General features: G+C 26.6%; 15 protein-coding genes. 7 read left to right on the top strand and 8 right to left on the bottom strand.

Annotation, left to right across the window (positions count from 1 at the left end; translation table 11 throughout):
* Nucleotides 1-329 precede the first annotated feature (329 nt).
* Nucleotides 330-1,388: a lactonase family protein gene (locus CLPUN_RS18895; protein ID WP_077848792.1), complete on the top strand. Its 1,059-nt coding sequence runs from the start codon at nucleotides 330-332 to the stop codon at nucleotides 1,386-1,388.
* Nucleotides 1,389-1,837: 449 nt separating this feature from the next.
* Nucleotides 1,838-3,607 (top strand): adenine deaminase, encoded by a 1,770-nt coding sequence (gene ade / locus CLPUN_RS18890; protein ID WP_077848791.1) that lies wholly within the window; start codon nucleotides 1,838-1,840, stop codon nucleotides 3,605-3,607.
* A gap of 301 nt (nucleotides 3,608-3,908) precedes the next feature.
* Here ade and CLPUN_RS18885 read toward each other — a convergent pair whose 3' ends face one another.
* Complete coding sequence (locus tag CLPUN_RS18885) at nucleotides 3,909-5,021, bottom strand: HD-GYP domain-containing protein (protein ID WP_077848790.1); 1,113 nt, start codon at nucleotides 5,019-5,021, stop codon at nucleotides 3,909-3,911.
* A gap of 207 nt (nucleotides 5,022-5,228) precedes the next feature.
* Entirely contained in the window at nucleotides 5,229-6,035 is an 807-nt protein-coding gene (gene yidA / locus CLPUN_RS18880; protein WP_077848789.1) for a sugar-phosphatase, read from the bottom strand.
* A gap of 261 nt (nucleotides 6,036-6,296) precedes the next feature.
* Between yidA and ytaF the strand changes: the two genes are divergently transcribed.
* From ytaF to CLPUN_RS28835, 5 genes are all read left to right on the top strand, one after another.
* Nucleotides 6,297-6,923, top strand: coding sequence for a sporulation membrane protein YtaF (gene ytaF / locus CLPUN_RS18875; protein ID WP_077848788.1), 627 nt, complete (start codon nucleotides 6,297-6,299; stop codon nucleotides 6,921-6,923).
* A gap of 284 nt (nucleotides 6,924-7,207) precedes the next feature.
* Nucleotides 7,208-7,369 carry a PleD family two-component system response regulator gene (locus tag CLPUN_RS28845; RefSeq protein ID WP_242954190.1) on the top strand — a complete coding sequence of 54 codons (162 nt, stop codon included), beginning with the start codon at nucleotides 7,208-7,210 and terminating at the stop codon, nucleotides 7,367-7,369.
* Nucleotides 7,357-8,262: an HD domain-containing phosphohydrolase gene (locus CLPUN_RS18870; RefSeq protein WP_242954189.1), complete on the top strand. Its 906-nt coding sequence runs from the start codon at nucleotides 7,357-7,359 to the stop codon at nucleotides 8,260-8,262. The genes CLPUN_RS28845 and CLPUN_RS18870 overlap by 13 nt, the downstream gene beginning before the upstream one ends.
* On the top strand, nucleotides 8,262-8,837 hold the full coding sequence (locus tag CLPUN_RS28840) for a response regulator (RefSeq protein ID WP_242954188.1): 576 nt from the start codon (nucleotides 8,262-8,264) through the stop codon (nucleotides 8,835-8,837). Before CLPUN_RS18870 ends, CLPUN_RS28840 begins: the two co-directional genes overlap by 1 nt.
* Nucleotides 8,838-8,845: 8 nt before the next feature.
* A complete protein-coding gene (locus CLPUN_RS28835; protein WP_242954187.1) occupies nucleotides 8,846-9,121 on the top strand; it encodes a hypothetical protein in 276 nt (91 codons plus the stop codon).
* 252 nt (nucleotides 9,122-9,373) lie between these two features.
* On the opposite strand, the gene CLPUN_RS18860 is transcribed toward CLPUN_RS28835, so the two are convergent.
* From CLPUN_RS18860 to cbiB, 6 genes are all read right to left on the bottom strand, one after another.
* A complete protein-coding gene (locus tag CLPUN_RS18860) occupies nucleotides 9,374-9,883 on the bottom strand; it encodes a hypothetical protein (protein ID WP_077848787.1) in 510 nt (169 codons plus the stop codon).
* Between the two features lie 147 nt (nucleotides 9,884-10,030).
* Complete coding sequence (locus CLPUN_RS18855) at nucleotides 10,031-10,546, bottom strand: hypothetical protein (RefSeq protein WP_077848786.1); 516 nt, start codon at nucleotides 10,544-10,546, stop codon at nucleotides 10,031-10,033.
* A 17-nt stretch (nucleotides 10,547-10,563) separates the two neighbouring features.
* Entirely contained in the window at nucleotides 10,564-12,063 is a 1,500-nt protein-coding gene (locus CLPUN_RS18850) for a cobyric acid synthase (protein WP_077848785.1), read from the bottom strand.
* Nucleotides 12,064-12,202: 139 nt separating this feature from the next.
* Nucleotides 12,203-12,865, bottom strand: coding sequence for a Dph6-related ATP pyrophosphatase (locus CLPUN_RS18845; protein ID WP_077848784.1), 663 nt, complete (start codon nucleotides 12,863-12,865; stop codon nucleotides 12,203-12,205).
* A 118-nt stretch (nucleotides 12,866-12,983) separates the two neighbouring features.
* Nucleotides 12,984-14,069 carry a threonine-phosphate decarboxylase CobD gene (cobD, locus tag CLPUN_RS18840; RefSeq protein WP_077848783.1) on the bottom strand — a complete coding sequence of 362 codons (1,086 nt, stop codon included), beginning with the start codon at nucleotides 14,067-14,069 and terminating at the stop codon, nucleotides 12,984-12,986.
* 102 nt (nucleotides 14,070-14,171) lie between these two features.
* Nucleotides 14,172-15,119 carry an adenosylcobinamide-phosphate synthase CbiB gene (cbiB, locus tag CLPUN_RS18835; RefSeq protein ID WP_077848782.1) on the bottom strand — a complete coding sequence of 316 codons (948 nt, stop codon included), beginning with the start codon at nucleotides 15,117-15,119 and terminating at the stop codon, nucleotides 14,172-14,174.
* Nucleotides 15,120-15,158: the final 39 nt, after the last annotated feature.

The following is a 15,158-nucleotide window of genomic DNA, read 5'->3' as shown; positions in this document are numbered from 1 at the left end:
ATTCACAGTAACTAAATATATGTAGTTTATTTATTGGAATATATATATCATTATAAAAAACTTTTTTATTTTTATATGTATAATTTCGTTCATTTTAGTAAATAAATGTAATTATTCATAAAAAACAATCAATTGACTATTTGTAAAAATTTAATCCACTAAATTTATTTTTTTATATTAATTCTAATGTATAATTATTAATTCTTTTATATTTTTATTCAAAATCTCAAATAATCAAAATCACTCTTTTTTTTAAGAAGGTATATGAAAATTTTCCACTTATATTTATGCTATACTTATAAATATACAACTAAAAGGGGGCATACATAATGGTCTTAAATCCAAACGTTATCGTTGGTTTCGTTGGAACTTATACAAAAAATGAAAGTAAAGGGCTTTATCGTATAAATTTCAATATAGTTTCTGGTAACATTGAAAAAAGTAACTTAGCTTATGAAATCGAAAATCCTACATATTTATCGATTGATAAGGAAAGACATCTGCTTTATTCAACTTGTAAAATTGGCGAAAAATCTGGGGCAGCATCATTTAAATATTGGCAAGAAAAAGATAAAATTCATTTAATAAATTGTATTCTTTCTGAAGAAAAGCCACCTTGCCATCTAAGCATGAGCAATGACAAGCAAATATTAATTTCTTCAAATTATCATGAAAATAAGATGCTTATTTATAATACTTTGGACGGATTAATATTAAGTTCTCCTATTACAGGCAGTCACAATGGCTCTAGTATAAATACCTTAAGACAAGAAAAACCTCATATTCATTGTTCTATGTTTACAGCTGATGAAAAATACATTTTATCAATTGATTTAGGAGTAGATAAGCTGATAGTTTCATCCTTAAAAGATAATGATCTTACTCAAATGAAAGATCTTAGTTACTCATTCCCTGCTGGAACAGGACCAAGACATATAACTTATTCAAAAGCGAATCCTTTTTATTATGTATTAAGCGAATTAACTTCTGAACTTTTTGTTTTTAAATATGATTCTAAATCAGAAATTCCTTTTAAAAACATTCAAACTTTAAACAGTTTACCAAAAGACTATAGAGGTGTAAAAGCTGGTGCTGCAATACGCATTCATAACAATAATAAATTTTTATATACTTCGGATAGAGGAAATAATTCTTTAAGTTTATTTTTTATAAATCAAAGTGATGGAAGTTTGATTTATATTGATACCTTTTCTTGCAAAGGAGATTCACCCAGAGATTTTCAAATAGATCCAACAGGCAGCTTCTTACTTTGTGCTAATGAGAACTCTGATAATATTTCTATATTTTCTATAAATCATACAACAGGTATACTAACATTTATTAAATCAGAAAATATTCCTACTCCTACATGTATAGAATTTGCATAATAATTATATTATTAAAAACAGAGGCTAAAATTAATGTTAATTTAACATTAATTAATTAGTCTCTATTTTTATGTGCTTTAACAATTTTTCTAATTTTCATACAATTATTTATTTTTATAAAATTATTGTGATTTTTACATGCAGTTTTAATTGTTTTAAATAAAAATTGTATTTATTTTTATGTAAACCTTTTTTCTCTTTGACAATATTAATCAACTTAACTATAATAAAAAAAATATACACCTATAAAAAAGTGCGAAGCACAACCAAGAACTTTAAAACACAGCTAAAATATCACGAAGTTCAACTAAAAACTTTATATACAGATAAAAAAAGCGCGAAACGCAACCAAGATCATTTCACAAATATAAAATATCTCACAACAAAAAACTAGGTGAATATTAGTTAACGAATATAACAATTATAACTTTTTAAGGGAGGTGCCTATTGTGAATAAGCAAAAATTAATAAATCATATTAAAGCATCTAATAAACGTATAAGATGTGATTTAGTAATAAAAAATGTAACAATAATTGATGTTTTTAATAAAAATAGCTTTGTTGATAACATTGGAATTAAAGATGGATATATTGTTGGAATTGGTGATTATGAAGGAGTTGAAGTTATAGATGGTACAAATAAATATATCTGTCCTGGACTCATAGATTCTCATTGCCATATTGAATCTAGCCTAGTAACGCCTGCTGAGTACTATAAAGTTGCTTTATTAAATGGAGTCACCTCTGTTATTGCAGATCCCCATGAAATTTCAAATGTAATGGGCATTGATGGTATAAACTTTATGCTTAATTCTTCAAAAGGAATTCCTTTTGATATATATTTTATGCTTCCCTCTTGTGTTCCAGGTACTAGCTTTGAAAGTTCTGGCGCAACTCTACTTGCTAATGATTTAAAGTTTTTTTATAAAGATGATAAAATTTTAGGTTTAGCTGAAGTTATGGATTATCCAGCAGTTTCAAATTGTGAAGATAATATGATTGATAAAATTTATGATGCTATTACTAGCAATAAAGTTATTGATGGTCATAGCGCAGGCTTTACACCTATGATGACAAACACTTATAGAAACGCTAATATCCTAACAGATCATGAATGTAACAATACAGAAGAAGCCCTAGAAAAAGTTAGACGTGGCATGTATGTATTAATTAGAGAAGGTAGTGTTGCTAAAAATTTAAAAGAATTGTTACCAGCTGTTAATGAAAGTAATTGTTCTAGATTTTGTTTTTGTACAGATGATAAGCATATAGATGATATGATAAATAATGGATCAATTAACAGTTCAATAGTTTACGCTATAAAGAATGGTTTAAATCCTGAAACAGCTATTCAAATGGCTACTATCAATCCATCTATTTTATACAAATTAACTAACAAAGGTGCAATTGCTCCTGGCTACATAGCTGATTTTATTTTATTAAACAATTTAGAAGAATTCCAGATATCTAGTGTTTATAAAGAAGGTAAACTTGTTGCACTTGATGGTAATCTTGTTGGTTTAAATAATAATTTAACGAAAAATTCATTCTTAGACTCTTTTGCTCCTAATACTATAAATCTCTCTTCTTTGAAAAAGGATGATTTTAAAATTAATATCCCAAATAGAAATTTTAAAAATTTAAATGTAATTGAAATAATTCCAAACAAATTAGAAAGTATAAATTTAAAAGTTAAATTTTCTGATATTGATTCAATGAAGAATGGGAAATTTAAATATTTTAAATGCTCACCAAAAGATGATTTAATTAAAATTTCTGTTGTAGAAAGACATAAAGCCACTGGAAATATAGGACTTGGGATCTTAAAGGGGTTAGGAATTAAAGAAGGTGCGATTGGTACCACAATTGCTCATGATTCACACAACCTAATTCTTGCTGGAACAAATGACAAAGATATGTTGTTTGCAGCTAAAGAATTAGAAAAACTTCATGGTGGAATAATAGTTGTTAAAAATGAAACTGTTCTTGCTCATATACAACTTGAAATTGCGGGTCTTATGACTAGTAGAAAATATTCTGAAATTGAAGCAGATTTAGAAACTCTTCATTCTGCTGTAAAAATAATTGCTCCTTATATTAATTTTAATCCATTCCTAACACTTTCATTTTTATCTTTGCCAGTAATACCAGATATTAAAATTACAGATAAAGGTTTATTTGATGTTGTTAACTTTAAATTTATAGATATTTTTGAATAAGACATATAATCCAATTAACTCCCTTTATAGGTACATGTAGGCAATAATTGATGAAAACTCAAAGGGAAAAATATACTAACATACTTGACTTATTACTTTCTAGAATCTGATCTAAAATAAAGCCTCAAAGTGAATACTACACCTTGAGGCTTTTTACCGCATTATTGAAAATCACCACAATTATGATATAAGTTACAACAAATAAATTTCCATATACTTATTTAATCTATATAATTATAATATATCAATTTAACTAGAACTTATAGAATAAAAACTTTTTTAAACTATAACATCTTAAATTTTATAATTCATATTTTACCTTAATAATAACTATAGAAATTTCTTTAATCAAATCAATTTTTTCACCAATCCTACTTACTCTTAGACTCTCTATTACCTTTAGTTTAGGTCTTAATGGAAAACCTGGCGTTGTTTCTTCTACAATAGCAATTTCTCCTGTACTAATTTGCACAATAGTTCCTCTTGGATATGGAATTACTATTCTACAAAAAGTATTAACAATGTCATAATCAAACTTTGATCCTGCATTTGACATTAAATATTCTAAAACATCACTTGGAAACATTGCCCTTTTTTCTGGCAAATCTGTTGATAAATTATCATATGCATCTGCAATACTCACAATATTACTTAAATCAAGAATATTTTCTCCACTTAAACCATCTGGAAATCCAGTTCCATCTGGTCTTTCATGATGCTGAAGAACTATTAATTTACTCAAACTATTTAAATTGTAAGTACTTGATAAATACCTATATCCAAGTCGTGAATGCTGCTTAATTATTTCTTTTTCTTCTTCTGTTAAATTATCCTTATCTTGTCTATCTAAAAGATCTTTTGATAACAAAGATTTACCAATATCATGAATCAAAGCTCCAATGCAAAGAGCCTCTAACTTTTTTTTAGAAAATTTGAATGCCATTCCTATTGTAAGAGAAATTACTGCAACATTTACTGAATGAGAAAACATATAGTTATTCATGCTTCTTATATCTACTAAAGCAAGCATTACATCTTTATGATTTAATATATCATCTATCAAACTTACTGCCATTTTTCCTATATTATAAAAATAACTTTGCTCCTGCCATGTATAATCACTTTCACCATTTTTCTCTGGTTTTCCTTTGTTTAGTCTCCCTATATTAGAGAAAGCTTCTTTTATAGTTATAATGGCTTTTTGCCTTAATTCTGGTTTAATAATATCTTCGATTTCTTCATCACTATATTTATCCACTATATATATTGATAAAATGTTTATTTGCTTTATTTTTGCTATTGTGTTTTCTCTTAAAACCACTCCAGCTCTAAGTAAAATTCTACCATCAACATCATATAATGATTTTCCAAGTACTGTGTTAGGTCTCACATTTTCAATTGGAACTAATCTCATTAGCCTTCCCCCTAAAACTTGCTATCAGCTCCCATAATTCTAATACGAAATATGTACTAGCTTAGTCTTGAATACTTATCATTTATTATTTTTTTAAATTTTTCCCTTATGTACTTGTAAATTTTTGTATTCTTCAACTATTATATGTTATATTGTCGATATTCCTTTTAGTTACTTTTCTCGGTTTACCCTTAACTAATAAAAATACTAATTTAAAATAAATTTTTCTATTACCTTTGATATTCCATCTTCATCATTTGATGCTGTAATATAATTAGCAACCTCTTTAACTTCTGGAACAGCATTATCCATTGCAACTCCAAGTCCTGCATATTTGATCATAGATAAATCATTACCAGCGTCTCCACAAGCAATTATTTCTTCTTTTTTTATGCCAAGGAATTCACCAAGTTTTTTAAGTCCAAGTCCCTTGTCTACTTCCTTATGAGTAAATTCTAAAAAGAATGGTGAACTTTTAAATACACTATACTTTTCATAAATTTCATTAGGTAATTTTTCTATAGCTGGATCTAATATTTCTTGTGGATCTATCATCATAACCTTTATAATATCTTCTTCATCCTCAATCTCATTAAAATCCTTTATATTAATGTCAATGCCATTAATTTCAGCCTCATATTCTGTATATTTGCTATTCTTAGGTGTTATTAATCCATCCTTTGCAGAAAACGCATGAATGTTAATATTAAGTTGTTTGCTTATTTCATATATATTTTTTAAATCTGATCCCTTTAAAGAAACTTTTGACACAATTTTCCCTGTCTTAGTATTTTGAACCAAACCTCCATTAAAGCTTAATACATAATCTTCGCCCTTTAATAAACCTAGTTCCTCTAAATATTTATTGAGTCCAAGCAATGGTCTTCCTGATGCCAACACTATTTTTACCCCTTTTGCTTCTGCTTCCTTAATAGATGCTGCAGTTCTTTCAGATACTTTTTTATCTGTTGTAAGTAATGTTCCATCCATATCTAATGCAATTAGTTTATACATTTTACTCCTCCATTTGTACAATTATATTTATCTATTTAAATTATAGCATGAAATTCTCATACTTTATATTAACTTGTTATGTTTGTGAAATTATTTTAAATCTAATCATAAATCATCATTACTTTTTTAGTTTACTTCTATTTTCTCTCTAATTCAATTACTTTAATTTTTGAAATAATATTATAAAACATCTAAATTTGTAACTAATAGTAGTTTTTATTCATATTATGAATTATATCTAAAACTTATGAGGTTGTATTTATGCTTGAATCTTTATTATTAGTATCTTCTATATGTATAGATTCCTTTGTCGCAAGCATTGCTTATGGTACATCTAAAATCCGTATTCCTCCATTATCCACAATAATAATAAATTTAATCTGTACCATTACTCTTGCTTGTTCCTTATTTATGGGATCTATTTTTAAAAGTTTTCTTCCTGGCAACCTTCCTATAATTTTAGGATTTTTGCTTTTAATGATAATAGGAATATATAGATTATTTGAATATATTTTCAAATCATCTATTTCTAAATGTTCTAAATCAGATAAACCATTAACCTTTAAAATTTTTGATTTTCAATTTGTTTTACAAGTTTATGCAAATGAAATAAAAGCTGACTTTGATAACTCTAAATGTTTAAACATTAAAGAATCTTTTTATTTAGCTATAGCACTATCTTTAGATAGTCTTGCAGTTGGTTTTGGTTCTAGTCTTTGTAATATTAATTATTTAGAAGTTTTAATATTATGTTTTATCATAGGAATCCTTTCTGTATCTATTGGCGTATTTGTCGGAAGAAAATTTGCTCAAAAACTTCATCTTGAATTATCTTGGCTTTCAGGGGTTCTACTCATAATATTAGCAATACTTAGGATTTTAAAATAAGTTACTATGTTAAACTTTTTAATCTTAACTTAGAGTCTAAAAATGAAATCAATAATTTCTTTATTGAATTAAAAAGAAATTATTGATTTTATTGTTTTAATTTACATTATCTTTTACTTAATTCCATATTTCTGTTAAAATATTGTTATCATATTATTAAAAATTTAATCAAGAGAAAAAAATTATCCTTATAATGATTTCTTTAATAAATTTTACTATTTAATACTATTTTATTTGCATATAAAATAAGTTTTATATCATTTTAATAAGGGGGATAAATATTAATGGAACATATTTTAATTGTAGATGATAATGTAACCAATTTAAAATTTGCAGAACAAGCATTAAAACCACATTATAAAGTTACTTTACTAACTTCTGCTATGCAGACCATGAAATTTTTATCTAAAAATACGCCAGACTTGATATTAAGATGCCAAATATAAATGGATATGAAATTTTTAAAACAATTAAATCTCTAGATAGATTTAAAAATATCCCTATAATATTCTTAACTACTTTAAATGACGTTGAAAGCGAATTAAAATGCCTAAAACTTGGAGCGTTGGATTTTATTAGAAAACCGTTTGTTCCTGAATTAATGTTAAGTAGAATAAATATTCATTTAGAACTTGCAAGCTATAGAAAAAAACTAGAATTTCTTGTACGTGAAAAAACAGAAACTATAGAAAATTTGCAAGATAGTATGGTTGTAGGTCTTGCTGAGTTAGTTGAATGTAGAGACGGTGAAACTGGTGGACATATTAAAAGAACGGCTAAATATCTTGAAATTTTAGTCTATGCAATGGCCGAAGCTGGGGTATATTCTGATATATTAACCGAGGAATATATTCATAATATTATACGTTCTGCACCTCTTCATGACATAGGTAAGATTGGAATATCTGATGGCATCCTTTTAAAACGTGGTAGTTTTGATGAAAATGAACGTGATTATATGGAGCAACATACAACATTAGGCGGTATAGCACTTCAAAAAGTAATAGATGCCACAGCTGATGAAAGCTTTTTATATGTAGCAAAGGACATGGCTCTATGCCATCATGAAAAATGGGATGGTACAGGATATCCATTAGGACTTTCTGAATACAATATTCCCCTTTGTGCAAGAATTATGGCTATAGCAGATGTGTATGATGCTTTAACCTCTGAATGTCATTATAAAAAACCTTATTTACACTCAAAGGCTGTAGAAATAATTTTAAGTAGCTCCGGAACTCACTTTGAGCCTTATATTGTAGATGTTTTTAAATCTATAAGTGATAAATTTAATGTTATATCTGAATTATATAATCAAAATGTGGAGATTATTGAATAATGAGTGAAGATAATATTAAACCTTTTATTGCCGAAAAGGCTAAAATATTAATAGTTGATGATAGCAATGTAACACTAAAGATTGAAGAAGATTTAATGAAAACTTATGGCATGGATGTCAATACAGCTAAAAGTGGTAAGGAATGTCTAACTTTACTTAATTCCCACAGATATGACATTATATTTATGGATCATATGATGCCTTATATGGACGGAATAGAAACTACTCAAAAAATCAGAAAAATGAATGGTGAATATTTCAAAAATGTGGTTATAATTGCTTTATCGGCAAGCATAACTCCAAATGTCTACTCAATTTATATAAAAAATGGCTTCAATGATTTTTTAGAAAAACCAATTGATATTTCAAAATTAAATAACTATCTTCGTACATATTTGCCAAGAAAATATATTATTGAATCAAACTCTATCAGTTATGATATAAAAGAATTTAGTGAAATGAAAATAAAAAACGTAGATACAAAAAAGACAATTCAAAATTGTTGTGGCAGTTTAGATAATTATCTTTCATTGCTTTCAGTTGCTTATCATGATGGCAAGAAAAAATTTGCTTAATAAAAGAGTTGGTAAATAAAAGAGATATTATAAATTATACAATAAAACTTCATGCTTTGAAAACTGTTGCCACATTGATTGGTGACACAAAGTTAGCTCAATTATCTAAGCGTCATGAAATAGCTGGTACTAATAATGATTTAATTTTTATATTAGAAAATGTTGATTCACTACTTAGTTCCTATGACGAATTACTGAATAATATAAAAATAGTGCTTCCAAAAGAAGCTTTAGTTATTAAGGAAAAAATAAAATTTTTACTGCTGAAGATTTATATACTTTAGCAAAATCTACTGCTGAAGCAATTGATAATTTTGATTTAGATGCCATAAATGAATCCTTAAATCATTTATTACATTATGACTTATCAGAATCTCAAATATCAACTTTAAACGAAGTAAAATCCTTTATAAATATTTTTGATTATGACAATGCTTATGAAGGAATTTCAACTTTTAAATACAGTTTAGATGTTAATAATAACTCTTAAACAAAAATCCCAAAACATCCAATGAGGATTTGGGATTTTTTCATTTCTAAAGATCATATCTCTTAGCTTGTTTATCTAATTCTTCAAAATTATCTTCCAAAAATTTATTAAAAGTATCTATATTTGCCTTAAATATAAATTCTGTTGCTTGCATCGAATTCATATATTTTACAAGCATATCAGGAATATCTTCATCGTCTATATGGTAAACTTCTTTAAAAACATCTATAATTGATCCTTTATTAAAGTTTTTAAATCTTAGCTCTGCTTCTTTTTTTATCGCTGGCAATTTATGCCCGCCAAATAATTCGAATTGTTCCTTTAAGGAAGCATATCCATTTCCCAACATATATAAATATTCATCTATAATAGCTTCCTTGGTATTTTTAATATTTTTTCTAATCATAATATCTTTCAATATTTCATATGCTCTTTCTTCTGATATTAAAAACGCCTCTTTTAATATATCTGTATTTCTAAAAAACTTTTTATCCTTGACATTATATTTTGCACGCTTTTCAATATATTCTAATAATTCTTGATTATTTAATGCCATAATAAACTCTCTCCTTTGTATACACACAAATCATAATATATCAGCTTTTATTTTTTATGTGCTTTGAATAAAATTAATTTTCTTTAGATATAATAAATACTTTATAAAGAAAAACAAATCCCTATTAATGTACTCCCTACATTATCTCTATAACTTTACAAATCTATCAAATTGTTTGTCTAATTCTTCCAAATCTGATTGTAAAAATTTATGAAATGTATCTTTCTCTAATCTAAATATAAATGATGCAGAATTTAAAAATCCCAAATATTTTTTTATTATTTTAGGCATATCTTCATCTGAAATTTTATAAACTTCTCTAAGAACATCCAAAAATGTTCCACCTTCATATTTCTTCAATCTCTTTTCAGCAGTATATACTATGCTTGAAAATTTATCTCCTCCAAATACATCGACTTGTTCTTGAATTGATCCATATCCTTTTTTTAACATGTCAATATATTCATTTATAACTTCATTTTTAGAATTTCCTATATGTTTTCTAGAAATTATATTCTTTAAAACTTCATATGCTTTTTCTTCTGATATCCAAAATGCGTGTTCTAATATATCTGTCATCTTATAAAAACTTTTTCCCTCTACATTTTTTCTCGCACAATCCTCTATATACTTTAATAATCGTTCTTCTGTAGCTGTTAACACTCAGCCCCACCCCTAATTTAAATTTTTATTATCTCCATAAGTTTATTTACATCTATATTTTCTTCAAAAAGCTTAGCCAACTTATCATATTCATTATTTTTATATTCATTTACTTTTTCAATAACATCATCCTCAAATATCATTATATTATTATTTTCCTTAAGCGCTTTTATAAATAAACTTACAAACTCTTCTGAATCAAATATACCATGAAGATAAGTTCCTACCACCACTTTTTCCTTATCACATACTCCTACAACATTTTCATCACAGTCTTTTATAAATGGAATCGCGTTCTTTCCAACCTTACTTATACCGTTATGAATTTCATAACCACTTATAGTATTTCCTTCTATAGATTTTACTGATTTAAGATCACATAAGATTTTACCATTTGTCTGCTTTGTAATCTTTCTTTCATTAAATCTTGTTTTTATATCAAGAAAACCAAAACCATCTTCTTGAGAAATATTCCCCTCTACCCCTAATTTGTCTAAAACTAAAGTTCCAAGCATTTGATACCCACCGCATATTCCAAATATTATGGTTCCACTTTCCTTCAATTCCTTTATTTTATCAAATAACTTATTTTCTTTTATATATCTTAAATCTTCAATTGTATTTTTTGTACCTGGAATTATAATTAAATTTGGATTGTTTAATTCATTAGGTTCTGTAACATATCTAACAGTAACACCTTTCACCCTTTCTAAAACGTTAAAGTCAGTAAAATTTGACATATGGGAAAGCCTAATGATAGCTATATCTAAAGTTCCCTCTTCCTCTTTATTCTTAATCCTTTCAGTTACACTATCTTCATCTTCAATGTCAAATTTCTCATAAGGCATAACTCCAAGAACAGGGATCTTTATAATATCCTCTAACTGCTTTATCGCAGGTTTAAAAAAATCTACATTCCCTCTAAACTTGTTTACAATTACACCTTTAACTCTCTTTCTTTCTTCTTCTGATAATAAAGAAATTGTTCCAACAATAGACGCAAAAACCCCGCCTCTATCAATATCTGAAACTAAAATAACAGGTGAATTTGAAGCTTCTGCCATAGACATATTTGAAATATCACTGTCTCTTAAATTAATTTCAGCACAACTTCCTGACCCCTCTAAAACAATAATTTCATACTTTTTACTTAACTTATCGTAAGCTTTCTTTACTTTTATTTTTAATTCCTTGTTTAATTCTTTATATTTATAAGGCTCAATATTACAATAAATTTTTCCATTTACTATTACTTGTGTATAATCTCCACTAGGTTTTAATAACACAGGATTCATTAATGCTTCTGGTTCTATTCCACAAGATTCTGCTTGAACAACTTGTGCTCGCCCCATCTCTAAGCCATCTTTTGTAACATAAGAATTTAGCGAAATATTTAAAGCTTTAAAAGGAGCTACATTTAATCCTCGTTTTTTCAAATATCTGCATAAAGCTGTTACTAGAGTACTTTTTCCAACAGAAGATGCTGTCCCCAAAAACATTATACTCTTCTTATTCATTTATTATCCCCCTATCAACTTTAATTTGAATGCTCAAGTATTAAAGTTAAATTAAATATTATGTATTATCCAATTAACAGTTTCTAACAATTTTTGTTATATATATTCTAAAACTAAGTTTACAAACTATAATTGAGAATTATACATTTGAATTATCAATTGTTAAATATCCAAAATTCCCAATTATCTCTCTGCTAAATTTATTAAATTTAACTTCATTTTTAAATATAGGACCATCAAAAACTAAAGTGTGGTATTCTCCATTTTCACCGCTTGGATCACACCCTAAACTTTTTATTTCAGAAACAACTTCTTTAATTAATTCTTTACCTAAAAATTCTGCTCCTAATGAATTTAAATTTACCTTTTTAATTATAGCTTTAAATCCATAATCTATAAATTCATTTGTCAACTCTTCTCTATTTTCCTGCCATAAAGGAAATTCTCCTTTAAGACTTGCTGCATTACATCTATCAATACACCATTTTTTATGATTTTCTATATCTATATCCCCAAAAACACAAATTTCAGCACCTTTTTCTTTAGCTATAATTAATGCTTTTTCAAATTCCTCTTCATAGACCTTTCCATCACTGCAATCAACCTCAATCATTGGAATTTCTAAACTTTTTGAAACTTCTTTTAAAATTTCCTTTGGTATTCTATGAAAACATGAGTCGTTTTGATTATCAAAAGTAACTAATAATCCAATTACATCATATTCCTTTTTAATCATTCTTTGCAAAGATAGCATACTATCTTTGCCCCCACTAAATGAAACCACAACTTTTCCTCTACTCATTTTTCAACTTCCTTCATCTTTTAATATTCTTTGAACCATGATTCTCTTAATTAGTATTCAATTTTAAATTTTGCTACATACAATATTAATTATAAGACTTAAACTATATATTTTTATATTACTCTTTATTTTCATATTCTTCAAATATATTCATTATACTCTTTATTAAAATCGAATTTTCTTCATGAGTCCTTACTGCTACTCTATAATATCTATTGTCTAATCCATTATAATTGCTACAATTTCTTATTAATATATTATGTTTTAACAGCTCTTCTTTTAAATCTAATTCTATTAAAGTTTTAAACAAAATAAAATTTACACTTGGTTCATATACTTCTATTTTATTTATTTTTTTTAATTCCATATATAAATACTTTTTCTCATTATTTATGAACTCTACAGATTCTTTCATATAATTTTCATCCTTAAGTCCAGCTTTTGTAGCTACTTCTGCAAAAATATTTATATTCCAAGCTGGTGATATACCTTCAACCTTCTCTATTAATTTTATATTAGCACATATTCCATATCCTATCCTTATACCTGGAATTGCAAAAAATTTAGTTAACGATTTTATTATAATTAAATTTCTATATTCATTTATGTACGAAATCATTGATAAATCTTCTTTTATAAAATCTAAAAAGGATTCATCTATTAACACTATAACTTTATTTTTCTTTGCTTTATCCAGAATCTTAATTAATAAGCCTTTTTCGGTTATAACTCCTGTTGGATTATTAGGATTACAAATAAAAATTAAATCTAAATCAGTATTTATATAATCTAAAATATCTTCTTGTATATAAAATTTACTTTCTTCTTTTAATTTATAATAAATTATATTTCCATTTATAGCTTTTGTTGCTTCCTCATATTCTGAAAAAGTTGGTGCTAATATGAATGAATTTCTAGGATTAATCCCTCTAACTACATTAAATAATACTTCTGCCGCTCCATTTCCTAATATTAAATTCTTTATATTTACATTTTCAAATTCACTTATTGCAGATTTAAGTTCAAAATAAGTTATATCTGGATATTTTTCTGCTTCATGTAAATTTTGCATAATTGTCTTCTTTACACTGTTTGGCATTCCTAAAGGATTTATATTAGCAGAAAAATCAATTATTTTACCATACTCTATTTTATTTCTTCTACTTATTTCTTTTGCATTTCCACCATGACTAAAACTCGCCATATCTTTCCTCCTTATCCATTGCAACATTTATTTATGTGAAAACTTAACTTTACTATTACCAATTAAAGTTATACCTACATTTTAATTGTCACTTACGGCTTTCTAAAATAAAACTCTTATTAATTGACTAAAACTTAATGCAAGTAAGAAGCCCATAAATGAAGATAAATAAAGAACTTTTACTGTTTTATTAACATCATTTGTTTCAATTTCTTTAATCTTATCACCTATTGTAGGCTTTTCTATAAGCTTTCCAAAATAGTAGTTAGCTCCACCAAGCTGTACCCCAAGAGCTCCAGACATTGCTGCTTCTGGATGTGCACTATTAGGACTCGTGTGATTATATCTATCTCTTTTATAAATCTTAAAACTATTTTTATAATCATATCCTAATACACAGGAAGCTAGTACAATTAATATCCCTGTTATTCTAGCTGGAATATAATTAAAAACATCATCTAATTTAGCTGGAAAATATCCAAAATTCATGTATTTATCATTCTTATAGCCGAACATTGAATCTAATGTATTAACCGCTTTATATGCGAAAGCTAATGGTGCACCAAAAATTCCTGCATAAAATAAAGGTGCTACAACTCCATCTGCCATATTTTCAGCTATAGTTTCAACTACTGCTTTCACTATTCCTTCTTCATTTAAACTTCCGGTATCACGCCCTACAATAAATGATAACTGCTTTCTAGCACCATCTAAATCATCATTTACTAAAAATTTAATTACCTTATATCCCTCCACAACTAATCCTTTTGATGATATACAAAAATATATTAAAATTCCTTCTAAAATAATACCAAAATAAATATTAAAAATTTTAGCTGCCTTAACAATTCCAAAGGTAATTATAAAAGTTAATCCAACTGTAAATATCCAAACTATAAATCCTGCCAGTTTTAAATTCTTTTTTATAATGTCTCTAAATATATTTTCAAGCTTATTTGCAATATATCCAATTCCTCTAACAGGATGAAAAGGATTATTAGGGTCTCCAATTATTATATCTAAAATAAATCCTATTGTTAATTCAATCATGTATTACTCCTTTTTAGGATATTCTAATAATAACAAGTT

The sequence above is a fragment of the Clostridium puniceum genome (assembly GCF_002006345.1).
In the GTDB taxonomy this organism is placed as follows: Bacteria; Bacillota; Clostridia; order Clostridiales; family Clostridiaceae; genus Clostridium; species Clostridium puniceum.
The sequence above is the reverse complement of the archived record's forward strand: the minus strand, read 5'-3'. Positions and strand labels throughout refer to the sequence as shown.

Bases quoted from the DNA above. Each gene is read 5' to 3' on its own strand.
- CLPUN_RS18895 (WP_077848792.1), top strand. From the start codon at position 330: ATGGTCTTAAATCCAAACGTTATCGTTGGTTTCGTTGGAACTTATACA.
- CLPUN_RS18885 (WP_077848790.1), bottom strand. From the start codon at position 5,021: ATGAGATTAGTTCCAATTGAAAATGTGAGACCTAACACAGTACTTGGA.
- yidA (WP_077848789.1), bottom strand. From the start codon at position 6,035: ATGTATAAACTAATTGCATTAGATATGGATGGAACATTACTTACAACA.
- ytaF (WP_077848788.1), top strand. From the start codon at position 6,297: ATGCTTGAATCTTTATTATTAGTATCTTCTATATGTATAGATTCCTTT.
- CLPUN_RS28845 (WP_242954190.1), top strand. From the start codon at position 7,208: ATGGAACATATTTTAATTGTAGATGATAATGTAACCAATTTAAAATTT.
- CLPUN_RS18870 (WP_242954189.1), top strand. From the start codon at position 7,357: ATGCCAAATATAAATGGATATGAAATTTTTAAAACAATTAAATCTCTA.
- CLPUN_RS28840 (WP_242954188.1), top strand. From the start codon at position 8,262: ATGAGTGAAGATAATATTAAACCTTTTATTGCCGAAAAGGCTAAAATA.
- CLPUN_RS18860 (WP_077848787.1), bottom strand. From the start codon at position 9,883: ATGGCATTAAATAATCAAGAATTATTAGAATATATTGAAAAGCGTGCA.
- CLPUN_RS18850 (WP_077848785.1), bottom strand. From the start codon at position 12,063: ATGAATAAGAAGAGTATAATGTTTTTGGGGACAGCATCTTCTGTTGGA.
- CLPUN_RS18845 (WP_077848784.1), bottom strand. From the start codon at position 12,865: ATGAGTAGAGGAAAAGTTGTGGTTTCATTTAGTGGGGGCAAAGATAGT.
- cobD (WP_077848783.1), bottom strand. From the start codon at position 14,069: ATGGCGAGTTTTAGTCATGGTGGAAATGCAAAAGAAATAAGTAGAAGA.
- cbiB (WP_077848782.1), bottom strand. From the start codon at position 15,119: ATGATTGAATTAACAATAGGATTTATTTTAGATATAATAATTGGAGAC.